Annotated in this window: 23 protein-coding genes; 5 read left to right on the plus strand and 18 right to left on the minus strand. The window is 57.3% G+C overall.

Translation table 11 applies throughout. The features are described 5' to 3' along the window. Positions 1-20: 20 nt before the first annotated feature. The 3 genes from lysA to argH form a co-directional block, all read right to left on the minus strand. Positions 21-1,292 (minus strand): diaminopimelate decarboxylase, encoded by a 1,272-nt coding sequence (gene lysA, locus DSD30_RS05260; protein ID WP_114008475.1) that lies wholly within the window; start codon positions 1,290-1,292, stop codon positions 21-23. Positions 1,293-1,364: 72 nt separating this feature from the next. Continuing rightward, positions 1,365-1,589, minus strand: coding sequence for an LPS translocon maturation chaperone LptM (gene lptM, locus DSD30_RS05265; RefSeq protein ID WP_157967564.1), 225 nt, complete (start codon positions 1,587-1,589; stop codon positions 1,365-1,367). Positions 1,590-1,717: 128 nt separating this feature from the next. Beyond that, the gene (gene argH / locus DSD30_RS05270) at positions 1,718-3,118 is read right to left on the minus strand and encodes an argininosuccinate lyase (protein WP_114008477.1); all 1,401 of its coding nucleotides are present in this window, start codon (positions 3,116-3,118) and stop codon (positions 1,718-1,720) included. A gap of 175 nt (positions 3,119-3,293) precedes the next feature. On the opposite strand from argH, the gene DSD30_RS05275 reads away from it, so the two are divergent. Next, the gene (locus DSD30_RS05275; protein WP_245418378.1) at positions 3,294-3,893 is read left to right on the plus strand and encodes a TlpA disulfide reductase family protein; all 600 of its coding nucleotides are present in this window, start codon (positions 3,294-3,296) and stop codon (positions 3,891-3,893) included. A gap of 420 nt (positions 3,894-4,313) precedes the next feature. On the opposite strand, the gene DSD30_RS05280 is transcribed toward DSD30_RS05275, so the two are convergent. The 11 genes from DSD30_RS05280 to DSD30_RS05330 all read right to left on the minus strand — a co-directional run bounded on the left by DSD30_RS05280 (position 4,314) and on the right by DSD30_RS05330 (position 14,651). Continuing rightward, positions 4,314-4,520, minus strand: coding sequence for a hypothetical protein (locus tag DSD30_RS05280; RefSeq protein WP_114008479.1), 207 nt, complete (start codon positions 4,518-4,520; stop codon positions 4,314-4,316). Between the two features lie 171 nt (positions 4,521-4,691). Next, entirely contained in the window at positions 4,692-5,252 is a 561-nt protein-coding gene (locus DSD30_RS05285) for an RNHCP domain-containing protein (RefSeq protein WP_114008480.1), read from the minus strand. A gap of 610 nt (positions 5,253-5,862) precedes the next feature. Beyond that, positions 5,863-6,744: a 3-hydroxybutyryl-CoA dehydrogenase gene (locus DSD30_RS05290; protein WP_114008481.1), complete on the minus strand. Its 882-nt coding sequence runs from the start codon at positions 6,742-6,744 to the stop codon at positions 5,863-5,865. A 215-nt stretch (positions 6,745-6,959) separates the two neighbouring features. Then, positions 6,960-7,889, minus strand: coding sequence for an electron transfer flavoprotein subunit alpha/FixB family protein (locus tag DSD30_RS05295; protein WP_114008482.1), 930 nt, complete (start codon positions 7,887-7,889; stop codon positions 6,960-6,962). A 24-nt stretch (positions 7,890-7,913) separates the two neighbouring features. Then, complete coding sequence (locus DSD30_RS05300; protein ID WP_114008483.1) at positions 7,914-8,663, minus strand: electron transfer flavoprotein subunit beta/FixA family protein; 750 nt, start codon at positions 8,661-8,663, stop codon at positions 7,914-7,916. 236 nt (positions 8,664-8,899) lie between these two features. Continuing rightward, positions 8,900-9,589 carry a rhomboid family intramembrane serine protease gene (locus DSD30_RS05305; RefSeq protein ID WP_114008484.1) on the minus strand — a complete coding sequence of 230 codons (690 nt, stop codon included), beginning with the start codon at positions 9,587-9,589 and terminating at the stop codon, positions 8,900-8,902. A gap of 54 nt (positions 9,590-9,643) precedes the next feature. Next, positions 9,644-10,222 (minus strand): cob(I)yrinic acid a,c-diamide adenosyltransferase, encoded by a 579-nt coding sequence (locus DSD30_RS05310; protein ID WP_114008485.1) that lies wholly within the window; start codon positions 10,220-10,222, stop codon positions 9,644-9,646. A 254-nt stretch (positions 10,223-10,476) separates the two neighbouring features. Continuing rightward, on the minus strand, positions 10,477-10,665 hold the full coding sequence (locus tag DSD30_RS05315; protein WP_114008486.1) for a twin transmembrane helix small protein: 189 nt from the start codon (positions 10,663-10,665) through the stop codon (positions 10,477-10,479). A gap of 164 nt (positions 10,666-10,829) precedes the next feature. After that, a complete protein-coding gene (locus DSD30_RS05320) occupies positions 10,830-11,660 on the minus strand; it encodes an SDR family oxidoreductase (protein WP_114008487.1) in 831 nt (276 codons plus the stop codon). A 138-nt stretch (positions 11,661-11,798) separates the two neighbouring features. Next, positions 11,799-13,475, minus strand: coding sequence for an acyl-CoA dehydrogenase family protein (locus DSD30_RS05325; protein ID WP_114008488.1), 1,677 nt, complete (start codon positions 13,473-13,475; stop codon positions 11,799-11,801). A gap of 291 nt (positions 13,476-13,766) precedes the next feature. Next, the gene (locus DSD30_RS05330) at positions 13,767-14,651 is read right to left on the minus strand and encodes a DMT family transporter (RefSeq protein ID WP_114008489.1); all 885 of its coding nucleotides are present in this window, start codon (positions 14,649-14,651) and stop codon (positions 13,767-13,769) included. Positions 14,652-14,835: 184 nt separating this feature from the next. Here DSD30_RS05330 and DSD30_RS05335 point away from each other — a divergent pair, with 184 nt between their 5' ends. Further along, on the plus strand, positions 14,836-15,762 hold the full coding sequence (locus tag DSD30_RS05335; RefSeq protein ID WP_114008490.1) for a YihY/virulence factor BrkB family protein: 927 nt from the start codon (positions 14,836-14,838) through the stop codon (positions 15,760-15,762). A 108-nt stretch (positions 15,763-15,870) separates the two neighbouring features. Here the strand turns inward: DSD30_RS05335 and ccrA are convergent, their stop codons facing one another. Next, positions 15,871-17,163, minus strand: a complete 1,293-nt coding sequence (gene ccrA, locus DSD30_RS05340) for a crotonyl-CoA carboxylase/reductase (RefSeq protein ID WP_114008491.1) — start codon at positions 17,161-17,163, stop codon at positions 15,871-15,873. A 404-nt stretch (positions 17,164-17,567) separates the two neighbouring features. Between ccrA and DSD30_RS05345 the strand changes: the two genes are divergently transcribed. Beyond that, positions 17,568-19,523: a protein meaA gene (locus DSD30_RS05345; RefSeq protein ID WP_114008665.1), complete on the plus strand. Its 1,956-nt coding sequence runs from the start codon at positions 17,568-17,570 to the stop codon at positions 19,521-19,523. Positions 19,524-19,688: 165 nt separating this feature from the next. Here the strand turns inward: DSD30_RS05345 and DSD30_RS05350 are convergent, their stop codons facing one another. Beyond that, positions 19,689-20,804, minus strand: coding sequence for a hybrid sensor histidine kinase/response regulator (locus DSD30_RS05350; protein ID WP_114008492.1), 1,116 nt, complete (start codon positions 20,802-20,804; stop codon positions 19,689-19,691). 202 nt (positions 20,805-21,006) lie between these two features. Here DSD30_RS05350 and DSD30_RS05355 point away from each other — a divergent pair, with 202 nt between their 5' ends. Next, on the plus strand, positions 21,007-21,963 hold the full coding sequence (locus DSD30_RS05355; RefSeq protein ID WP_114008493.1) for an AEC family transporter: 957 nt from the start codon (positions 21,007-21,009) through the stop codon (positions 21,961-21,963). Here DSD30_RS05355 and gluQRS read toward each other — a convergent pair. Then, positions 21,957-22,850 carry a tRNA glutamyl-Q(34) synthetase GluQRS gene (gluQRS, locus tag DSD30_RS05360; RefSeq protein ID WP_114008494.1) on the minus strand — a complete coding sequence of 298 codons (894 nt, stop codon included), beginning with the start codon at positions 22,848-22,850 and terminating at the stop codon, positions 21,957-21,959. The two genes, DSD30_RS05355 and gluQRS, sit on opposite strands and share 7 nt — an antisense overlap. Positions 22,851-22,946: 96 nt before the next feature. On the opposite strand from gluQRS, the gene DSD30_RS05365 reads away from it, so the two are divergent. Then, on the plus strand, positions 22,947-23,588 hold the full coding sequence (locus DSD30_RS05365; RefSeq protein ID WP_114008495.1) for a DNA-3-methyladenine glycosylase family protein: 642 nt from the start codon (positions 22,947-22,949) through the stop codon (positions 23,586-23,588). On the opposite strand, the gene DSD30_RS05370 is transcribed toward DSD30_RS05365, so the two are convergent. Then, entirely contained in the window at positions 23,589-24,170 is a 582-nt protein-coding gene (locus DSD30_RS05370; RefSeq protein WP_114008496.1) for a disulfide bond formation protein B, read from the minus strand. Positions 24,171-24,214: the final 44 nt, after the last annotated feature.

The raw sequence follows: 24,214 nt of genomic DNA on the forward strand, positions 1-24,214 counted from the left end.
GATGCTGCAGGAGGGCTGGATCAGTCCTCCAGCCATGCCGGGATGGTGTCGAGGCCGAGCAGATCCTCATAGGATGGGCGCGCCCGAATCACGTCCCACTGATCGCCATTGACCAGCACTTCAGGCACCAACAGGCGGCTGTTATAGGTGTTGGATTGAACCGCGCCATAGGCCCCTGCGGACATGATGGCGAGCAGATCGCCCGCTTCCATTTTTGGCAGAGGGCGGTTCTGGGCGAGGAAATCACCGGTTTCGCAAACTGGTCCCACCACATCGACATTGGTCACCGGGGTATCAAAGCCCGGCTCGATGACCGGTTTGACTTCGTGCCAAGCCTCATAGAGGGTCGGGCGAATGAGGTCATTCATTGCGCCATCGACGATCAGGAAAGTCTTGCCTTCGCCTTCCTTGCGATAGATGACTTCGCTGACCAATATGCCCGCATTGCCTGCGATCAGACGACCCGGCTCGAAATAGACCTTGCAGTCGAGATCCTTGACATGCTTCTTCACCGTGTCCGCATAATCGCGTGGCAAAGGTGGTGGCGACTGGTTGGCTTCATAGGGAATGCCCAGACCGCCGCCCAGATCCACATGGTCGATCAGATGGCCGTCGGCACGCAGGTCCCGAACCAGATCGCCAAGGCGCTGGAAGGCATTGTCGAACGGCTCGAGCTGGGTGATCTGGCTGCCGATATGCATGTCGATGCCAGTGACCCTGATGCCCGGCAGATTGTCGGCGCGTTTATAGACGTCACGGGCGCGCTTCCACGGAATGCCGAATTTGTTTTCCGACTTGCCAGTGGCGATCTTGGCGTGGGTCTTGGCGTCGACATCGGGGTTGATGCGGATCGAGATCCGGGCTTCTTTGCCCAGATCGCTGGCGATGCGGCTGAGATGCTCCAGCTCCGGCTCGGATTCGACATTGAAACAGAGAATGTCATGTTCCAGCGCAAAGGTCAGTTCGCGGCGGGTTTTGCCGACGCCGGAAAAGAGGATCCGGTCAGCGGGAATGCCAGCGGCCAGTGCGCGGCGCATTTCCCCTTCGGATACCACATCAGCGCCTGCGCCCAGACGGGCAAGGGTTTTCAGGATGGCCTGATTGGAGTTGGCCTTCATCGCATAGCAAACAAGCGAAGGCACATCGCCAAAGGCATCCGAGAAGACCTTGAAATGACGCTCGAAGGTCGCGGTGGAATAGACATAGAAGGGCGTGCCCACCTGACGGGCGATTTCGGGGATGGACACATCCTCGGCATGCATCACGCCGTCGACATAATCAAAATGGTGCATAATCGTCTCGCCGGTTTGTCGCGCGTGCCTTTCCGGGACGCGGGCGGGAAATGAGGTTTGAGCCGTCTGGGTTTAGAGCAGCGGGTCCAGAACGAAGCCTTCGTCAGGCACATTCGGATTGTCTTTGGTGGTCGCTGGTGCGGCCTCCGTCTCCATACCGGCATCCGGGGTCTTGGCCGAAGGCGGGACCAGCGGGCCGCGCTGGCCACAGGCAGCCAGACCGGCAGCCAGGGCTGTCAGGCACAGAAGCTTGGCAAGTGTCTTTGCCGGGGCGAGGGAAAGGGAATTGAGAGCCATCGCGAGAAATCCTTGTGCCTTCGTTTTTGCCCTTTCAAGGGCCATGCGGTGTTTGCTCAGGGTCGATGGGACCAGAGCGAATCAAAGAGGGCCGGGAGACTGGGATGTCCCCGGCGCCGTTGATCCGACTATTGCTTGGCTGCTCTTTCTTTTTCAAGCTTTTTCAGCCAGCTTTTCGCCTGTTTTCTGACATTGACCGGTGCGGTGCCGCCATAGGAGGTGCGGCTGCGAACCGATTTGTCTACCGATAGCACAGAAAAGACATCGGCGGTGATCTCAGGATCCACCGACTGCATGTCTTCAAGCGTCAGTTTGTGCAGCTCGATGTTGCGCTCGGCGGCCATGGCGACAAGGGTGCCGGTGACATGGTGGGCGTTGCGGAATGGCATGTTGAGACTGCGCACCAGCCAGTCGGCCAGATCGGTGGCGGTGGAATAGCCTGACCCAGCGGCCTTTTTCAGCTCTTTGACATTGGGCTCAAGGTCGCTGACCATACCGGTCATGGCCGCGACACAGAGGGACAAGTTCTGCAAAGCGTCGAAGGTCTGTTCCTTGTCTTCCTGCATGTCCTTGGAATAGGTCAGCGGCAGGCCTTTCATGACGATCAGCAAAGCGTTGAGGGCACCGATGATGCGACCTGATTTGGCGCGGACCAGTTCGGCGGCATCGGGGTTGCGCTTCTGTGGCATGATCGAGGAGCCGGTGGAGAATTTGTCACTGAGTTTGACAAAACGGAACTGGGCGGAAGACCAGATGACCAGCTCTTCGGCAAAGCGCGACAGATGGATGGCGCAAATGGAGGCCGCCGACAGGGCCTCAAGGGCAAAGTCGCGGTCTGACACGCTGTCCAGCGAGTTGGCTGTCGGGCGGTTAAAGCCCAGCGCCTTGGCGGTCATGTGACGGTCGATCGGGAAGGAGGTGCCTGCCAGCGCGGCAGCGCCAAGCGGGCTTTCATTCATCCGCTTGCGGGCATCCTGCACCCGGCCCCGGTCACGAGCCAGCATCTCGACATAGGCCAGCATGTGATGACCGAAAGTCACCGGCTGGGCGCTCTGCAGATGGGTAAAGCCGGGCATGACGCTGGCGGAAAATTCCACGGCCTTGTCGGCAAATGCCTGTTGCAACTCGAGCAGCTGACCATCGAGCGTGTCGAGGGTTTCGCGCACCCAGAGGCGGAAATCGGTGGCGACCTGATCGTTACGCGAGCGCGCCGTATGCAGACGACCGGCGGTCGGGCCGATCAGATCCGCAAGGCGGCTTTCCACATTCATGTGAATGTCTTCCAGCGCGCGCGAAAAAGTGAAGGTACCCGCCTCAATTTCTCCCGCGATTGTGTCTAGACCATCCTTGATGGCTTTGGCATCATCGCTCGTGACGATGCCCTGCTCGGCCAACATGCTTACATGAGCTTTCGAACCGGAGATATCCTGGGCATAGAGTTTTTTGTCAAAATCGATGGAAGCGTTGATTTCTTCCATGATTGCATCTGGGCCTTCAGAAAAGCGCCCGCCCCACATTTTGTTGCTCATAATAGATGTTCCAGTCTGTATGTGCTTGTTGCCGTGCTTTATGCCACAACAAAATTGGGCTGTCAGCGCTTTTGAGGTAGAAAATTCTGCAGACTTCTGGACAACAGAAATCAGGCCGGATCAAGGCAGGAAAAATAAGAAAGACCAATAAGGTAGGAGAGATATGGTGAAGGGAATGAAGCAGTGGGCCAGCAAGGTCCTTTTGATGATGGGCATGCTGATGCTGCCAGCGGTCGGTTGGGCAGCGGATGCCTGCCCCGCCTCCAAGGCGCGGATCGACAGCATTGACCCGCTGATCAAGGGCGCGATTGCGGCCCTTCAGATCAGTGGTCACCCCAGAGATATGTCCGGCCTTTCCTTCAAACGCGAAGATGGCAGTGATGTATCGGTTGCCGATTTCGAAGGTAAGGTGCTGCTGCTCAATCTGTGGGCCACATGGTGCGCGCCCTGCCGTCACGAAATGCCTGACCTCAATGCCCTGCAGGCAAGTGTTGGCGGGGATGACTTCGAGGTTGTCACCATCAGTCTGGATCGCAAGGCACCCGCCAAGGCGCGGGAATTCTTCGATGCCTTCACGCTCAACGATCTTGAGCTGTTCTATGATGAAGGCATGGCGCTGTTCCCCACTTTGCGCAAACAGGGTATGGCGTTCGGCATGCCAACGACCCTGATCATTGATCAGGATGGCTGCTCACTGGCCCATATGTCAGGGTCGGCACCTTGGGCTGACGAACAGGCCAAACTCATGATCCGGGATGTGATTGGCAAACAGTAAGTCGGTGCCGTCTGCTCTGATCTCACAAAAAAGCCCGGATTTTTCCGGGCTTTTCCTATTCAGACCGATAGGTCCACTGATCCACCAAGGCCCGCCGGGGCAGGGGGCGGTGTTGCGGCCTTGGCCGGGCTTGATGCTGCACTGGCGGCAGGCGAGGGCGTAGGGCTCGGGGCTGAGTAGCTGGTCTGGGCGACATGTCCTCCCCCACCAGCGGCTGATACTCCACACATCGTCTTTCTCCTCATGGTTTTGTTTTGCCCCATGAGATTTGACTTTTGTCCTTAATCGACAATGAAGAAGCGCTCTCGGCGGTATCACAATTGCGTCAGAAGCGTAGGCTTTGCCTTGTCGTTCGGGCAATGAAAAACCCGGCAAAGGCCGGGTTGCAGATTTGTGTCGGGTATCGGCTTTCAGGCAAGGTCAGGCCTTGATATTGACCGACCCGCCCATCCCTTCCGGGGTTGCTGCATTATTTTGCAGGCCCTGCTGGACGAGCTTGTCGAGAATGCCAGTCATGGCATTGTCGGCATTGTGGGCAATCTTGGTCAGGGTGCTGCCAAGTTCCATATTGGTCTCCGCTGCGTTTTTCGCAACCATTGCAGAGGCCAGAGAGACGACAGAAGACATGGGTATTTGCTCCAGATCATTGGATCCTATGAAGCGTTAGTTTCGCATCTGTTCCTTAAGTCAGGGTAAATAAAAAGCTAAACAAATTGATCGAACTTGAAGGAATGCCTGCCGGGTGGTGGAGGCCCGGCAAGCATTGGCTGGGGTCAGGGGCCGGTAGCGGCCCGCTGGCTATGGAACCCTTGTCAGAGCATCCGGTCGGAAGGATTTGCCATAGATGGCTTGGTGCAAACGATCGCTGTCGGTCCGGGTCAGCAGGCAGATTGCCTGCTCCGAGAGCTTGCGCAACAAAGGCGGGCCAAGCGTCTCTGACCGGTCAAAGATGTCAAACAGCTTTGCCAGACAATCGTCACCGGCAATGCGGTTGAGGTTGATTGCTCCACAGCCATGGCAATGATGAACGAGCATCACGTCGCCGGTTCTGGCGCGGCCATATTTGTCAAAGCCATGATGCTTGAAGGTCAGGCCGACCGGTTCCATACCGCCGTGACAGGTGGAGGCGCGGTTGCCGGGTTTGGTGTCAACATGACAGGACCAGAGGCAATGCGGGCAGTGGTTGCGTTGCGTGGTGCCTATCTGCTCTGCCGGAAACACCATTTGCTGACAATGGTGGCAGCGAAAGGCTTCGTTTGTCGTGTGCCAGCGTTTGCGGCTCTTTTTGTCTCGTTTGTCTTTGGGGTGATGGGTTAAAGGACGCTTGCGCTGTTTGCTGCAAGGATGAGGGTGTTTCATTGTCTATTCCGTTCATCATCAGAAGGATGATTGGACAGACCAAAATCTTGTGGTGTGATCGGCTTTGCCAGATACCGGGATTCCAGACAGAAGGATGCCCGTCAGCGAGCTTCAAGCCACAATGCTTGAAGTCACAATGCTTCAAGTCGCTGGGGCGAAGGCATCCAGGGCGCATCAACCGTTCTGACCGCATGCCATTGTTTCTGGTTGGGCATGGGAAAGAGGCGTGCGGAAAACAGCGCGTGGTGCTTGCCGTGCAAGATGCAGCGGAGCGTTGATGAGCTGTTTATTCTGTGTGGGAAAAGAAGATTTTGCTGCCATAAGGGCTGCTGACGTCTGATCCTGCCCGGACGCGAGCATGGAGGTCAGAGGTCATGCAACCATCGGCATCGACTGATTGTTGGTCGATGCTAGGCGCTTACAATCTCTTTTGTGGGACGGTATGACATAAAGCCCTTTCTTGCATTTGCACAGCCTTCATAACATCGGTTTGGCGGGCCTGCAAGCACCGGCAGAATGCCGGCAACCAAAAGGGCGCAGGCGTGACAAAAAAGGCACCCGGCCGAAACCGGGTGCCTTGAGCAAAGATTGCCGTTTCTGCGACCGCTGCTTAGCGGGTTGGCACCGGCTCATCGCCGCGATAGTCGTAGAAACCCCGCTGGGTCTTGCGACCAAGCCAGCCTGCTTCGACATATTTGACCAACAGCGGACATGGGCGATATTTGGTATCGGCCAAGCCTTCATAAAGCACCTGCATGATGGACAGGCAGGTGTCGAGGCCGATGAAATCGGCCAGCTGCAGCGGGCCCATCGGGTGGTTGGCGCCAAGGCGCATGGCGGTATCAATGGATTCGACCGAGCCAACACCCTCGTAAAGGGTATAGATGGCTTCGTTGATCATCGGCAGCAGGATGCGGTTGACCATGAAGGCCGGGAAGTCTTCGGAAACCGCAACAGTCTTGCCCAGGCTGTCAGCGAATTTCTTCGAGGTGATATAGGTTTGCTCGTCCGTGGCAATGCCGCGCACCAGTTCGATCAGCTTCATCACCGGCACCGGATTCATGAAGTGAATGCCGATGAATTGCTCGGCACGATCGGTCGACGCAGCCAGACGGGTGATGGAAATCGAGGATGTGTTGGATGCGATCATCGCGTCGGGGCGCAGCACCGGGGTGACTGCGGCGAAGATCTTGCGCTTGGTTTCCTCATGTTCGGTGGCGGCCTCGATGACCAGATCCACTTCGGCCATGGCCTTGAGCTCGGTTGCCGGAATGATGCGGCCCAGAGCTGCGTCGCGTTCGGCTGCACTGATCGTGCCTTTGGAGACCTGACGATCCATGTTTTTCTTGATCGTGGCCATGCCCTTGTCGAGATTGTCCGCGCTCAGATCGTTGAGGACCACGTCATAGTTTGACAGGCCGCAGACATGGGCAATGCCATTGCCCATCTGTCCAGCGCCAATGATGCCGACTTTCTTGATTTCAGAAATCATCCTGCTCACCGCTTGCCGCTGTTGCGGCTACTTCTTGGGGTTCTTGTTTTTTTCCCATCGCGCGGGCCGCTTGTTGCTAGCCATCGCGTGGTCTGGGCGGAATAGTGGCAGATTATAGGCTATTTCGCAAATGCGAAAAGCACGAAAGGGTGCCGATGGGGCACCCTTTCGAAATTTGTTCCATCCGGCCAGATTGTGAAGGCGGAAGCCTTGGTTCAGAGGGCTTTTTCCAGCTCGGGCAGAATGTCGAACAGGTCGCCGACAATGCCATAATCCGCCACCTGGAAGATCGGAGCTTCCTCGTCCTTGTTGATGGCAACAATGACTTTGGAATCCTTCATGCCAGCCAGATGCTGGATGGCACCGGAAATGCCCGCCGCGATATACAGCTCGGGAGCAACAACCTTGCCGGTCTGGCCGACCTGCAGATCATTGGGTGCATAGCCAGCGTCAACCGCCGCGCGGGAGGCACCAATGGCGGCACCCAATTTGTCGGCGATTGGGGTCAGAATGGCGTTGAACTGTTCTTCGGATGCCAATCCACGACCACCGGAAATGATGACGCGGGCTGCGGCCAGTTCCGGACGGTCGGACTGGGACAATTCTTCGCTGACGAAGCTGGCACCAGCCGGAGCATCGGCTGCGGCCACGCTTTCAATGGCAGCCGAGCCTTCGGTGGCAGCGGCAGCGAAGTTGGCGGTCCGCACGGTGACGACCTTTTTCGCGTCGCTTGTCTTTACGGTCTGGATGGCGTTGCCGGCATAGGTCGGACGCTCGAAGGTGTCAGCCGCGATGATTTTGGTGACGTCGGACAGCTGCATCACGTCGAGCAGGGCAGCGGCGCGTGGCATATAGTTTTTGCCGTTGGCGGTGGCTGGCGCAACAAAGGCGTCATAACCATCGGCCAGTGCTACGATCTGGGCAGCCATGGCTTCGGCCAGCTGATGCTCAAGGGCATCGCTTTCGGCAACCAGCACCTTGGCGGCACCACTCAGCTTGGCGGCTTCCTCAGCAACGGCACCACAGCCTTTGCCTGCGACCAGCACATGAACGTCTGCGCCAAGGGCGACAGCTGCAGTCATGGCTTTGGTGGTGGCTTCATTCAGTGCCGCATTGTTATGTTCGGCAATCAGAAGGGTTGTCATGATCTTGTGTCTCCTCTTTCTGCCTTACAGCACGCCAGCTTCGTTTTTCAGCTTGTCGACCAGTTCGGCGACGCTTTCCACCTTGATGCCAGCTTCGCGGGCAGCAGGTTCGGCGGTGGCAAGGATCTCGTGACGCGGCGCGATGTCAACGCCATAGTCTCCGGCTTCCTTGGTATCAAGCGGCTTTTTCTTGGCCTTCATGATGTTGGGCAGGGAGGCATAGCGTGGTTCGTTCAGACGCAGGTCAGAGGTGACCACGGCAGGTAGGGCAATCTTGATTTCCTGCGAACCACCATCGATTTCGCGGGTGACGGATGCGGTTTCGCCTTCAATGTCGATTTTGGAAGCGAAGGTGCCTTGCGGCCAGCCCAGCAGGGCGGAAAGCATCTGGCCGGTCTGGTTGCTGTCATCGTCAATGGCCTGTTTGCCAACGATGACGAGACCGGGCTGTTCTTCCGCAACCACGGCTTTGAGCAGTTTGGCAACGCCGAGTGGTTCCACATGGGCATCGGTCTTGATCAGGATTGCGCGGTCCGCCCCCATGGCAAGACCGGTGCGCAGGGTTTCTTGTGCCTGTTGTGGACCAACGGAGACCAGAACGATTTCCGTCGCCGTGCCCGCTTCTTTCATGCGAACGGCTTCTTCTACCGAGATCTCGTCAAACGGGTTCATGGACATTTTCACGTTGGCAAGATCAACACCGGTTCCGTCTGCTTTGACACGGATTTTGACGTTGTAATCGACAACCCGTTTGACGGGTACGAGAATCTTCATGGATCGTCTCTCCCACATGAACCGGCATAGGCCAGTTCAGAAGTTGCTTGAATTGAATAGAACTGTACGCATCTGATGAACGCATGAGGGGCGCCTTTCGCAATCGGAAAGATGCGCCCTGACGGTCGGCTGCTGCAAGTTTGGGGAGGACGGTAATGGCATGGATTGGGGCTGTCAACAATCCGTCCGTCGCAGTCGCATGACTTTCGGTTATAATTACGTTACGTATACGTAATTTATCCACTGCGTTGGAAAAGTGGAACATTGGCATATTTCATTAGGGGGATGAGGAAGGCCCCGGTTGCTGCCCCGCCAACATGGGCCCACCAGGCGACGCCTTCATCGACGCTGGTGACGGAGTTGAAGATCTGCAAGGCAATCCAAGCGCCCAGACAATAGAGCGCAGGGACCGGCAGCGGAATGCGTCCGAGCACCAGAATCCAGACCTTGACGCGCGGATGGAGCAGCAAATAGGCGGCAATGATGCCGGCCGTCGCCCCGGAGGCGCCAATCAAAGGGATGGGAGATCCCCAATTGATCATCATGTGCAGGGCAGCAGCGCCCATGGCACACAGGCAATAGAAGAGCAAGAAGCGGCCATGGCCCATGGCGTCCTCGATATTGTCACCAAAGACCCAGAGAAAAGCCATGTTGCCGATCAGATGCATCCAGTCGGCATGAAGGAAGGCGTATGAGATGGGGGCGGTCAGCAGGATTGGCTCGGTGAGCGCAATTGCACTCAGATTTTGGCGGGCAAAGTCGCTGGGGATAAGGCCATAGGCCAGCGCATAATCCTGAAGCACAAGGCCGCCGGAGCCGGATGTGGTGATCACAAAGACCACCACATTGGTAAGGATCAGGCCAAGGGTTGCATACTGCCAGCGGACATGGGTGAGATCATTCTTGTCATGCAGCGGTATGAACATCTGGCGGTTCCATTCTGTCCCGGCCCTCGGGCTGAAGGCTGTTTCGGGATCAGTTTAGCGGTTTTGTCCCGGAACCCAAAGCACATCTTCCTTGCCCATATTGTTCGCCACCCGGGCTGCAACAAAGAAGAAGTCGGACAGACGGTTGACATACTGAATGCAGATGTTGGAAACCGGCTCGTCTTCCATGGCGGCCAAGGCGGTCATCAGACGCTCCGAACGACGTGAGACGGTGCGGGCCAGATGCAGATAGGCCGACGCACGGGAGCCGCCGGGCAGGATGAAGCTTCTGAGTGGTTCGAGATCAGCATTCAATTGGTCGATCTGCTGTTCCAGACGCTCAACCTGAGACGCGGTGATGCGCAGAGGCTCATATTTGAACTCTTGCCCCCGATCCGGGGTGGTGAGGTCGGCGCCCAGATCGAACAGGTCGTTCTGGATCTGTGACATCATGGCGTCCATTTCAGGCAGGTCCGCCAGTTCCAGCCGGACAAGGCCGACGATGGAGTTGGTTTCGTCAACCGTGCCATAGGTTTCCACACGCAGGTCATGCTTGGCGACGCGGTCGCCACTGCCGAGCATCGTGGTTCCTTTGTCGCCGGTGCGGGTATAGATCTTGTTCAGGCGGACCATGGAGCAACTTTCCGTATTTTGCACCCGGACCCGATGCGGCGTTGGCCAATCCGGCGGGTGAGCAGTCAAGGGATGATGTCAGCCGTCCAGATGCGCGGCTGATGGGGCAAGAAGAATCATGCAATTGCGTTCGCACACCAGTGTAGATGGCACATGCGCGCATGCAACTTGTTCTTTTTACATAGCAAGCGCACGCGCCCGATCAAGGCCGGTTGGACAAGCGGGACGGCGGTTTATGCGATCAATGGCAGGGGTCAGGTCATCACATAGAGGCTGGCCATGACCAGAATAATGGCCACGAACTGCAGGATCACCCGCCAGCGCATAAGGGATTGCGAGCGGCTGGGGCTGCCGCCGCGCAGCATATTGTAAAGCCCCAGTCCAAGAACAATGGCGACTGCGATGAGCGCGATCGGGACGAGAGTGGGCAGAAGGGCTGACATTCTTGGTGTTCCTTTTAAGGGAGATGCATCGGGCGATGCGCCGGGCCTGCCGCTATGCGCGATCAAGTGTCGCAGGCGGCTTCCCTCACTCTAGCAGGTTATACGGATAACGGAAAAGACCTCGGGCGCACGACTTTTGTCGATTGCCGCCTTAAGATGTCGGGTCAGTCGCCAGCAGCGCGCAGAAAGGTCTCAAGCGGTTTGCTTGGCAAAAGGCGCTTCAGGCAAGCCATCAGATAGGTCGGCACCGTGACCATGTAATAGGGCTTGGGGGAGGTGCTTTCGATCGCATGGATGAGTTTTTCGAACACCGCTTCAGGGGATTTCTCGAACCGGTCAGGCTGATCGGAATCCATTTTTTCCAGTCTGCTCTGGTAACGCTCCTTGTAAGGCGAGCGATTGATGTTGATCGAATCGATGAAGCGTCTGCGGGCAGTTTCGCGAAATTGGCTGGTGATCGGGCCGGGTTCGATGGTCGAGACATGGATGTTGGAGCCATGAAGCTCAAGGCGCATGGTGTCGGTGAGGCCTTCGAGTGCGTATTTCGAGGCGACATAGGCACCACGGAAAGCCAGCGGCACAAAGCCGAGCACCGAGGAACACTGGACAATGCGGCCATGGCCCTGGGCCCGCATCACCGGAATGATCTGGCGGGTCAGTTCATGCCAGCCAAAGAAGTTGGCTTCAAATTGCTGCCTGAGCACATCGGTGGGCAGATCTTCGACCGCGCCGGGTTGACCATAGGCCCCATTGTTGAACAGGGCATCAAGTTTGCCGCCGGTGTGATTGAGAACGGCTTCCTTGCAGGCGGAAATGGACTGCTGATCGGTATAGTCGAGATAAATGGCCGTCAGACCGGCGTCGCGCAGAGCTTCGAGATCCTCAACCTTGCGTGCGGTGGCAAAAACCTGCCAGCCTTTTTCCTTCAGGCGCAGCGCACAATGGTGTCCGATGCCGGTGGAGCATCCGGTGATGAGTATTGATCTTTGGGCCATTTCTTCCTGTCTCATACTTTTAGCTAATAGTGGTTTACCAGACATTGGCAAAAAGAAAAGGGTGCTTCTTGCCGAAACACCCTTTCTGTCGTCACGTCTTCGAGACATTTTACCAAAGCTTGCTAGGTTTCCTGCATCTTAGCCAAGCAGGCGACGGGCAATGACCTGGGCTTGAATTTCGCCTGCCCCTTCAAAAATATTCAGGATGCGTGCATCACACAGGACACGGGAAATCTCATATTCCAGTGCAAAGCCATTGCCACCGTGAATTTGCAGGGCATTGTCGGCCGCGGCCCAAGCGACGCGCGCGCCAAGCAGCTTGGCCATGCCTGCCTCGACATCGCAGCGTTTGTCATGGTCTTTCTGGCGGGCGGAGAAATAGGTCAACTGGCGGGCAATCATGATTTCAACAGCCATCATCACCAGCTTGTCGACGACGCGCGGGAAATTGATCAGCGATTTGCCGAACTGGGCTCGTTCCTGTGCATAGCGCAAGCCCAGATCCATAGCGCATTGGGCGACGCCAATGGCACGGGCTGCCGTCTGGATGCGGGCGGATTCAAAGGTCTGCATCAATTGCTTGAAGCCTTGCCCTTCGACGCCGCCCAGCAGGGCGTCCTTCTTGACCTCGAAATTGTCGAACGAGATCTCATATTCCTTCATACCACGATAGCCGAGCACTTCGATCTCGCCGCCATCCATGCCGGCCGCCGGGAAGGGATTGGCATCGTCGCCGCGCGGTTTTTCTGCCAGCAGCATGGACAGGCCCTTATAGCCGGGTTCTTCGGGGTTGGTGCGGACCAACAGCGTCATCAGATCGGCGCGGACCGGATGGGTGATCCATGTCTTGTTGCCGGTGACTTTGTAGCTGTCGCCATCCAGCACGGCGCGGGTCTTCAGGCTGGCCAGATCAGATCCGGTGTTGGGCTCGGTGAAGACGGCGGTTGGCAGGATTTCGCCCGCCGCGATGCGGGGCAGCCAGCTTTCTTTCTGTTCGTCATTGCCGCCGCAAATGATCAGTTCGGCGGCGATTTCCGAGCGGGTGCCAAGCGAGCCGACGCCGATATAGGCGCGGGACAATTCTTCCGACACCACGCACATGCTTTCCTTGCCAAGGCCAAGGCCGCCAAACTCTTCCGGGATGGTCAGGCCAAAAACACCCATTTCAGCCATCTTGTCGACAATGTCGAGGGGGATATAGGCATTGTCCAGATGCCATTGATGGGCATGGGGTTTGACTTCGCTGTCGGCAAAGCGGCGCATTTCCTCGCGAAAGGCTTCCATGGTTTCGTCGAGACCGGCATCGCCATAGGAAGCGGCCCCTTCTGCGGCCTCGATCAGCGCGATCAGGCGATTGCGGATGGTTGGTGTGTTGCCTTCTGTGATCAGGCGCACAATTTGCGGGCAATAGGCCTTCTGGATGGCCTCAAAGGGCAGGTTGAAATCTGCCAGACGGACAATTTCACCTTGAGTCATCGGGATGCCGCCAAAGATCTGGGCGAGATATTCGGCAAAGGCGATGCGGGTGATCAACATTTCCATTTCGCCAAAGCGGCCTTCGTCTGAAAGCGTGCTGGCATAGCCGCGCATTTCCTTGAGCGCTTCGACATAAGTGGCGAACCAGGCGAATCCGTGGGTGGCTCGCTGTTCAGCCTCGATCCGTTCTGCGCTGATGCGATCCTCGACAACCACCTTGGCCCGCACTTCGGTCTTGATGGCTTCGAGCAGGGTTTCGATGGCGGTCAGGGCGGCACCCGTGTCGTCCATGAAGGTCTCTGGCGTCGGGATGGCTTGGGTCTGAATGGTCAGGGTCATGGATCTTCCTCCTCCTTTAAGACTGCGCGTCGGTCTGAGTGCCGCTTGGTTCGCGCGGTCGAAAATCCGTTTATGCTGCACCGCACAGTGAAGGGCGGGCAGGCAGTTGGCAATTGGCCAATGGATTAATGGAAAGTCATGTTGCACTGCCGTTGAAGCGGGAGATGGGACGTGATTTGACGGGCTTGGCAATGGTGCCAAAGGAACCGGTGAATGCGCGCGGCATTTGGATGCAGGCAAGGCAGTGATGGGAAGAAGGGAAAAGATGCTTCTCTTCTATTGCCTGTCGCCTTATCTGGCTGTGCGGCTGGCGATCAATACACCAGTGGCGGTGATGATGATGCCGAGGATCTGCATCAAGGTGATCGGCTCGTCGAACAGCAGATAGGAAATGACCGCAGTCACCGCCGGGATCATATAAAAAAGGGCGGCTATGTTGGAGACGGCGCCATGCTCGATGAGCCAGAGCAACAGGAAGATGGCACCGATGGACAGGACCAGAGTGAGCCAGCCAAGGGCAAAGATGAACTCGCCTGACCAGACAATCGTTTGGGTCTCAGTGGCAAAACTCAGTCCGGCACACAGGAGGCAGGCGGCGAGATATTGCCAGATGGTGGCGGCGCGCATGTCGAGATTGGCGGCAAAGCGTTTCTGATAGACGGTGCCAAAGGAAATGGACAGCATGGCAGCGCAAACCACCACAATCTGGGGCGGGGTGACGGAAAAATCCCCACCGCTCAAGCGCGGATAAAGCACCAGGCAAATGCCGATCAATCCCAGTATGAAACCAAACAGGTGATTGCGCGTCAGGCGCTCGCCCAGAATGCCACGGGCAAAGAAGGCAGTCATGACCGGTTGCAGACCCATCACGAGAGCCGCGAGCCCGGCAGGCATGCCATTGTCAATGGCCCAGAAGACACAGGCCAGATAGACGCCGTGGATCAGCAAGCCTGTTACAAACGCATGGAAGGCCTGTTTCGGAGTGGGCCATTTGGCACGCAGCATCAGGGAAATGGGCAAGAGAAGCGCAAGGACCAGCGAGAAACGCATGGCCAGAAAAGTCATCGGTTCGGAATAGGGCGCCCCCATCCGTGCGCCGATAAAGCCGGTCGACCACAAGACGACAAACAGGGCAGGGGTTGCTTGCGCAAGGCTTGGCTTTGTCTTGGTTGACATGGAAAGACCCTTTGATGGCAGGCCGAAGCGGGAAACAGAGCGGGCAGGTTTAGGATCCCTATCCGGTCAAACCCTAATTGTCCATCCATCCCTTGCGGTTTCGCGATTTTGTGACGGATTGCTTTTTATGATTGCAGCTTATAAGGATTGCGACGGATAGCGTCTTTGCGTCAGGGTGTCGGGAATGTCTCAGATTTGGGAATGGGTGTTGGTTCCGGTTCGGATCTTCTGGCGGTTTTCGGACAATCATGGTTTCGCGCTGGCCAGCAATATTGCCTTCTCTATTCTGCTATCGCTGTTTCCTTTCCTGCTGATCATCACCGGGGTGACCGTTTGGGCCGGTGGGCAGGAGCTGGGGAATATCCTTCAGGATTTATTGCCCTTCCTGTTGCCTGATCCGATCGCCCATATCCTGCAGCCGGATGTGGACGCGGTGATTGCCGAGCGAACGGGAAGCCTGTTGTCCCTGTCTCTTGTGATCTTTCTTGTGACGCTGACCTCGTTGGTCGAGAGCCTGCGCGAAGGACTGAACCGTGCCTATGGCTATTATGAGCGCCGGTCGATCCTGTCGCGCCGGGCGATGGGGCTGATTGCTGTCATCGGGGCGATTTTGGTGATGGTGTCGGTGGCGGCTGGTCTGTTCATGGCCCCGCTGGCATGGCAGATCGCCAAGCCGCATTTGCCGTGGCTGCAGGACTTTCAGGTGACGTTTGATGTGGTGCGCCTGAGTATTGCCCTGCCGATCCTGACGGCCTTTCTTGTCGCCAGCCATCGCTGGTTGCCGATGCGGGTAATCGAGTGGGATGATCTGTGGCCCGGGGTTTTGACCACGCTGGTTCTGTGGTGGATCACCGCAGAGGCCTACTCCTACTATTTGTCCCATTTTGCACAATATGCCAAGGTCTATGCGGGGCTTGCCGGGGTGGTGGCGACCCTCATCTTCCTGCACATTATTTCAATGATCTTTTTGTTCGGTGCAGAGGTGAATGCCTGGCGGATTCGCTGGCAGCGGCTCAATCGCAACCGGGTGACAAAAGCGGATCTTGAGCATCCCGACCCGAAGAAGCATGCGGAGGGCGTGACGGAAAAAGAAGATGGCGAGCATGTCTGAGGATCTGCGCTATCAGACAAGCAATGCGTGACATGGGATATGCGTGACATGGGATATGAAAAAGGCCGGTGTGACCGGCCTTTTTCCTGCGCTTTTGACAGGTAGAAATCAGATTTCTTCGCCTCGGCTGGCCAGAATCACCTCTTCGGCGGAGCGCAAGCCGGTCCGGCTGGTGTTGACCAGACAGGACATGTTGCCCGGCTGATGGCGGTTGTTGAGCATCAGATCGTGGGCCTTGGGGATCTGGTCCCAAGTGAAGACCTCTGACATGCAAGGATCCACATGGCGGTCAATGACCATCTGGTTGGCGGCCATGGCCTGTTTGAGATGGGCAAAGTGTGAGCCCTGAACCCGCTTCTGGTGCATCCAGAGATAACGGGCATCCATGGTCAGGTTGAAACCTGATGTGCCTGCGCAAATGACCACCATGCCGCCGCGTTTGACGATGAAGGTGGATACCGGCATGGTCGCTTCACCGGGATGCTCGAACACCATATCAACATTGTTGCCTTTGCCGGTAATGTCCCAGATGGCCTTGCCGAAATTGCGCACTTCCTTGAACCATTCGGCATATTCGGGCGAATTGACCTTGGGCAACTGGCCCCAGCACTTGAAATCCTTGCGGTTCAGCACGCCACGGGCACCCAGGCTCATGACGAAATCGCGCTTGGATTCGTCCGAGATCACACCGATGGCATTGGCTCCGGCGGCCGCTGCAATCTGGACGCCGAAAACGCCAAGACCGCCCGAGGCGCCCCAGATCAGCACATTCTGACCGGGTTTCAGCTCGTGGGGATTGTGGCCGAACATCATGCGGTAGGCGGTGGCCAGGGTCAGCACATAGCAGGCGCTTTCTTCCCATGTCAGATGCTGCGGGCGGGGCAGCAACTGTTGCGCCTGAACGCGGGAAAATTGCGCAAAGGAGCCGTCCGGGGTCTCATAGCCCCAGATCCGCTGGGTGGGTGAGAACATCGGATCGCCGCCATTGCATTCCGCGTCGTCGCCATCATCCTGATTGCAGTGAATGACCACTTCGTCGCCGACCTTCCAGTTTTTCACCTTCGAGCCGACGGCCCAAACGATGCCCGAGGCATCGGAGCCGGCAATATGATAGGGATTTTTATGCACGTCGAGCGGCGAAATCGGCTCGCCAAGGCCTGCCCAGACGCCATTATAATTGACACCAGCGGCCATGTTGAGGACCAGCACTTCGTGACTGTCCAGCTCCCAGGTCGGGACGACCTCGATCTGGAAGGATTGTTCCGGTGGGCCGTGACGGTCCTGACGGATCGCCCAGGCATACATCTCTTTGGGCACATGTCCCAGTGGCGGGATTTCACCGATCTCATATAGATCTTTTTTTTCACCGGTGGTGCCCTGAGCAAGCAGTTCTTCAGCCATTTATGCTCCTCCTGACATAGAAAGCCATTGCATTGGTCATATTGCGCCGCAGCAACTTTGGACTGCGAACTGCGCTTTATGACGCACTTGCGAAACTATCCGAAATTATTTTGCGCAAAGATATACGTCTTATTGCCAATTTGCTTTTTGCGTGTGCGAAGAGACACTCTTGCTTGAACAAAAAGAAGTGACCAAGGGGAAGGGTGTGGAACGACGCCTATTGCCCTATGGAACAAAAGCTGAAGTGCCGTAGGGGGTTGCGGGTCCATCTGCCTTGCCATCGCGTTCGAAGGTGGATCAGAGAGACACGACCCTTGGCGGGTGATCGGGAGGAACCAGAGATGACCCATCAACACAGTGTGAACGAAAGTATGAAGGCTGACACCGGGCACGCGGCAAGCGAGATGCGGCAAAAGGACCGGCCCTGGCTGTTTCGGACCTATGCGGGCCATTCCACGGCCAAGGATTCCAATGCCCTTTATCGCACCAATCTGTCCAAGGGTCAGACCGGCCTGTCGGTGGCGTTCGATCTGCCAACCCAGACAGGGTATGACCCGGACCATGCGCTGGCGCGCGGCGAGGTGGGAAAAGTGGGGGTGCCAATTGCCCATATTGGTGACATGCGGGCCCTGTTCGATCAGATTCCGCTTGAGCAGATGAACACTTCGATGACCATCAATGCGACGGCGGCATGGCTGTTGGCGCTTTACATCGCGGTTGCTGATGAGCAGGGTGCGGATCGGGCCAAACTGGCTGGCACCACCCAGAATGATCTGATCAAGGAATATCTCTCGCGCGGCACCTATGTCTTTCCGCCCAAGCCATCCTTGCGGCTGACCACCGACATTATCGGCTTCACCTATCGCGAAATGCCGAAATTCAACCCGATGAATGTCTGCTCTTATCATTTGCAGGAAGCAGGCGCGACGCCTGTGCAGGAGTTGGCCTATGCCCTGTCGACGGCGATTGCCGTGCTGGATGCGGTCAAGGAAAGCGGCGTGATGAGCGAAGCTGACTTTCCGGAAGCGGTCGGGCGGATCTCCTTCTTTGTCAATGCGGGCATGCGGTTCGTGACCGAAATCTGCAAGATGCGGGCCTTTGTCGATCTGTGGGACGAGATTTGTCTTGAGCGGTATGGGGTCAAGGAAGAGAAATATCGTCGCTTCCGCTATGGGGTGCAGGTCAATTCCCTCGGCCTCACCGAGCAGCAGCCGGAGAACAATGTCTACCGCATCCTGATCGAGATGCTGGCGGTGGTTTTGTCGAAAAAGGCGCGGGCGCGGGCGGTGCAGTTGCCTGCCTGGAATGAGGCCCTTGGCTTGCCGCGTTCGTGGGATCAGCAATGGTCGCTGAGGATGCAGCAGATCATGGCGTATGAAACGGACTTGCTTGAATTTGGTGATCTGTTTGATGGCTCCAAGGAAGTCGATGCCAAGGTCGAAGCGCTGAAGGCAGAAGCGCGCGAGGAGATGGTTCGCATTCAGGAAATGGGCGGCGCGATCTCGGCGATTGAATCAAGCTATATGAAACAGAAGCTGGTGGAATCAAACGCCAAGCGGCTTGAAGGCATCGAGCGCGGCGATCAGACCCTTGTCGGGGTGAACCAGTTTCAGCAAAGCGAACCGTCGCCGCTATCTTCTGGCGATGGTGGTTCGATTCTGACCGTTGATCCTGCCGTTGAGCAGGAAGCGGTCGAGAAGATCAAGGCATGGCGCGAGGGCCGCGACAACGGGGCTGTTGAAGCGGCGCTGGCCGCGTTGAAGGATGCCGCTGTGAGCGGGACCAATATCATGGAGCCTTCCATCGCCTGCGCCAAGGCTGGGGTGACCACCGGTGAATGGGGTCAGGTCTTGCGCTCGGTCTTTGGCGAATATCGCGCCCCGACCGGGGTTGGCAAGGCGGCTTTGGCCACCAGCGAAGAACTGGCTGGCGTGCGCGAGAAAGTGGATGCAGTGTCCGAGACATTGGGGCGGCGCTTGAAAATTCTGGTCGGCAAGCCGGGCCTTGATGGCCATTCCAACGGAGCGGAGCAGATTGCCGTGCGGGCACGGGATTGCGGCATGGAGGTGGTCTATCAGGGCATTCGTCTGACACCGGAGCAGATCGTCAATACTGCACTCGAAGAAGGGGTGCATGTGGTGGGGCTGTCGATCCTGTCCGGTTCGCATCTGGCGCTGGTTGACGATGTGATGGACCAGATGCGGGCATCCGGGCTGGATGATGTGCCCGTGGTGGTTGGCGGTATTATTCCGCCCGCAGACGCGGCGCATCTCTTGGAGCATGGGGTTGCCGCTGTCTATACGCCGAAAGACTTCCAGCTGAATGAAATCATGAAGAATATTGCCGAACTGGTTGCCTAACCAAACAGACTTGATCAGGCTTTGCGGTAGGTGCCCGACCGCATTCCATTGTGCCCGCTGGTGGCTGAAACTCGTTGGTCGGTGGGCTAACTGGAAGCCCGCAATCTTTGACGATTGCGGGCTATATTCTTTCCACATTGGATAGAGAGGCGACGGCCAAGGCCGTTAGCTCTTGACCAGATCGCTCAGCATCGATTGGAGCCTTTCAGGATCAATCGGTCGCTGCATCCAGCCATCAAAGGGAGCCAACGCTGCCGGGGTCGGGTCGGAGGAGACCGCGATCAGAGGCATCGCATCCCATGCCTTGTTGTCGCGGATGCGCCCGGCCAGTTCCCAACCATCCATGCCTTCCATACGGATGTCTAGCAGCATGAAGTCCGGCAGATCGGTTGCCTGTTCAGATGCCAAGCGTGTTAGCGCTTCTTCGCCGGAAGAGGCATGGCTGGTGGCGCAGCCCATGGCTTTGAGCAATTCGGAGATGATCAGCTGATTGGTGGCATTGTCGTCGACAATTAGCCCGGCAAAACCGAGGCCGTCTTCTGTTGTCGCTTTGGTGTCGCTGTCGTCTTTATCCTCTGGTAGTGGAGCGGTTGCGACCACATCAAGCGGCAGACGGACAAAGAAGACGGCACCCGTGGGCTTGTTGGCAGCCGCCCAGATCTTGCCATGCATCATTTCGACAATCGTCTTGACGCTCCACAGACCAAGACCTGACCCGGCGACCCCTTCGGAACTGGTTCCTCGCTGATAGGGTTCGAACAGCAGGCTTGGGTCTGCAACGCCAAAGCCCGGGCCATCATCGGCAAAATCCAGCGCCAATTCGTTGCCTTCCTTGATGGTGGCCGACAGGGTGATGGTCGAGCCGGGGGCATATTTGATGGCATTGTCGAGCAGCAGGGTGAAAAGCCGGTTGAAATAGGTCGGATCGGGGCTGGCAAAGGCGGTGGATTTGAGTGCCGGATCAAGCACCAGCCTGAAATGGGCACCGCGTGCCTCGGCAAGACCTGATGCCACTTGCTCAAAATCCTTAAGCAGTTTGACCAGCTGCATGCTGGCGGTCGGCAGGGCTTCATGCATGGCAGCGCCGTCTTCCATCATTGCCATGGCATTGTTGGCGGCCAAATGCAAAGCCTCAAGCAAAGCGGTGCAGTTGGCCGGATTTCGGGATTTCCGGATCAATGTGCTCAGGGAGACAATGGCGCTCAACTGGGTGCGCAGGTCATGGTGAAAGCTGTCGACTTCACGAGTCTGGTCAACATTTTCTTGATTCTTGTATTCCATTTTATGCTATAGGCACCCTTAGATGTGCATTTTCAAGAGGTTGTCTATCCGCATGATGCCTCTTTCCCTGCCAACTTGCCATCCTCAATTCGATTGAGACAAGCGTCAGTTTAATTGCCAAAGCATTGGCATCACAAGGACATTGCTTCCTTGCGTCCGTGACCTGCCTCATGTCCCCGCCCTGCCTGCCCCGGAGATCTCCATGGCCGATATTCTCTTGATTGTTTTTCCCATCTTTGCGCTGATCGGTCTTGGTTATGGCGTGGTGATCATTGGCCTTGTGCCGCAGGATGTCGGGGCGGCCCTGTCGAAATTCGTTTTCACCATCCCACTGCCCTTGCTGTTGTTCCGAAATCTGGCGACCAATGATCTGGCCGGACAGGCGCCGTGGCCATTGTGGGGGGCTTATTTCCCCTGTCTGTTTGCGGTCTGGATTTTGGGGATGATTTTGCTGGCGGTGGTCTTCAAGCGCGAGGGCAAGGCACTGGCCGTGGCCGGGATTTCCGCTGGCTTCTCCAATCTGGTGCTGCTTGGCATTCCAATGATCACCGGGGTCTATGGCGAAGAGGCGCTGTTTCCCTTGCTGATGCTGCTGACGGTGCATTTGCCTGCTGCGATGCTGGTCAGTTCCATTCTGGTGGAATGGTATGATCGGGAAGAGGGAAAGGCGCTGAATGTCGGCGCTGCTCTGCTCAATGTGGCCAAGGGGCTTGCGGCCAATCCGATCGTCGTTGGCATCGTGGCCGGGGGGCTGTGGAGCCTCACCGGGTTTGGCATCCCACAGGTGGCTTCGGTGGTGATTGACAAGATCGTGCCCGTGACCGTGCCTCTGGCCTTGATGTCGATGGGCATGGGGATGCGCAAATACGGGCTGAGTGGCGACATCCTGTCGGGCTTCCTGCTGGCCTTGATGAAGACTATGCTGCTGCCCGCTCTGTTCCTGCTGATCACCAGCACACTGATTCCGTTGCCAACTGAATGGGTGGCTGTGATCCTGATTGGTGCGGCCTGTCCGACCGGGGTTAATGCCTATTTGCTGGCCGAGCATTTTGGTGTCGGGCACCGGGTGGCGGCCAACACCATCACCCTGTCGGTGCTTTTGGGGCTGGTGACCCTGCCTTTCTGGATTTCCGTCTCGCACCAGATTCTGGGTCAATAGAGAAACGCAGCCAGATCGTCGTCGGAAAACTCAATCATGGTGCGGATGTCGGCGGGTGTCGCACCTTGCGCGCGCAACGTCTTCAAGCTCAGATCCCCACGGGATTTGGAGAGCTTTTGCCCTGCAATGTCAGTCAGCAACCGATGGTGATGATAGAGTGGGGCGGGTAGAGCGAGAAGTTGTTGCAACAGCCGGTGAAGGCCGGTGGCGTGATAGAGATCTTGCCCTCGCACCACATGGGAAATCTTTTGCGCGGCATCATCCACCACCACCGACAAATGATAGCTGGTCGGGCAGTCCTTGCGCGCCAATATCACATCGCCCCATGCGTTTGGCTGAGCAGGAATGGCGGACACTTGCGGATAGGATGGGCTGCGAAGGCCATTTTCCTGCCAGTTGAGGGGGGCGGACGCCACCAATTTCATTGCCTTTTCCATATCGAGCCGCCAGGCACAGTCACCATTCGCATGCTCTTTCTCCTTGAGCAAATGGCGGGGGAACAGCGGTGCTCCATCCGGATCACGCGGATGGGGGTGCCCTGTTTGTTCTTCTGAGCGGGCGATGGCCTGCCGGATCTCTTTGCGGCTGGCGATGGAAGGATAGAGCAGGCCTCGCTGTTTCAATTGATCAATGCTTGCCGCATAGACGTCAAAACGGCTGGATTGCTGCACGACCGGTTCAGGCCAGTCGAGGCCCAGCCATCGCAGGTCATCGGTCATCTGGTTGACCTGGTTCGGGGTGCAGCGGATGGTGTCGATGTCCTCGATGCGGAGCAGAAACTGTCCCTGCCTGCGTTGTGCCGCTTCGAAATTGATCAGAGCCGAGAGGGCGTGGCCCAGATGAAGAGCGCCATTGGGGCTGGGGGCAAAGCGGAAAATCGGGCACATCGGGTCTTGTCCGGTTGCGGGAGGAGGCAATCTGGTGATTGATAGCCCCTTCGGGCAGGGAGTGTCTATAGGGACGCCAAGTGAGAAAGATCGATTATGGAACGCTTTAAGGATCAGTCAGATCTCGATGCGGCTTTGGTGCGGCTCGGTCAGTTGGACCGGCGCTGTGTGCCTTTCATCGAACTGTGCCAGCCGATCCCTTTGCGGCAACGGCCCGGAGGCCTTGGGGGGTTGTTGCGGATCCTGTTGGGGCAACAGGTCTCGGTTGCGTCGGCCAATGCCATTTGGCAGCGCTTTGAGGCGGCCTATCCGGGCATGGAGGCCAAAGCATTGGCCGAGGCGAGCGAAGAGGATTTGCGTGCCTGCTCTCTGTCACGACCGAAAATCAAGGCGGTGACAAGGATCGCCCAAGCCTTTGCAGATGGCTTTGATCCCGATGGGTTGCTGGAACAAGGCCTGTCTGTGGTGCGCACGGAATTGCTTGCGTTGCATGGGGTGGGACCATGGACAGCCGATATTTATCTGCTGTTCTGTCTTGGGGGGCGTGATGTGATGCCGTCCGGTGATCTGGCCTTGCAGGTGGCGGCTGCCCATCTGGTGGGGGCGGACGAGCGGCTCAGCGCCAAGCAATTGGAGGAATTGGCGGCAAGCGCGTGGCAGCCAGAGCGCAGCGCGGCTGCGCATTTGCTCTGGGCGATCTATCGCGACCTGAAAGCAGGGCGCGACGGAGTGATCTGATCAGGCCTGACCATAGAGCTTGTCGAGCCAGCCCTTGAGGAAGGGCAGCAGACGGAACACAAAGCCGAAGATACCATCCCGGCCAAATGCGCCGACAAGGCCAATGGCGCCGAGAATGCTGGACAGCACGGCATTCCAGCCGCCAAAGGAAAGACCGAGAATGCGCATCTGGGCGACCGAGCAACTGATCAGTTCGGTTTGTTGAAGTTGCTGCAGCAGATTGGCGGCATTGTTGGTGATTTCAACGGTGTTTGTGCAGTCGCTGGGACCCATCCAGAATTCCCACTCGGCACCGGCCTGATAGACGCCCACGCCCGCGCTGTAGAACATCAGGCCCGACAAGGCCAAAAGCATCAGCCGGACAAAAGGTGCGGGGGCCTTTAGACGGATCGCAAGCACCAAAATGGCTGCGAGCGGTACCATGGCGTAATGGGTGTGACGCTGGATGTAGCACAATTGGCACGGCTGGAAACCGCCAATATGTTCGAAGCCAAGGGAGCAAAGGGAAATGAAGGCAGATCCCAGAAAGAGCAGGAGGGCGCTCATGCGTTGGGTGTCGGAAAGCGGGGTCGTCAATGTCATTGTCTGTCATCCAAGGGACGGGATGCGGGCCGGGAGGGCCAAGC

Source organism: Cohaesibacter intestini, from assembly GCF_003324485.1.
Lineage (GTDB): Bacteria > Pseudomonadota > Alphaproteobacteria > Rhizobiales > Cohaesibacteraceae > Cohaesibacter > Cohaesibacter intestini.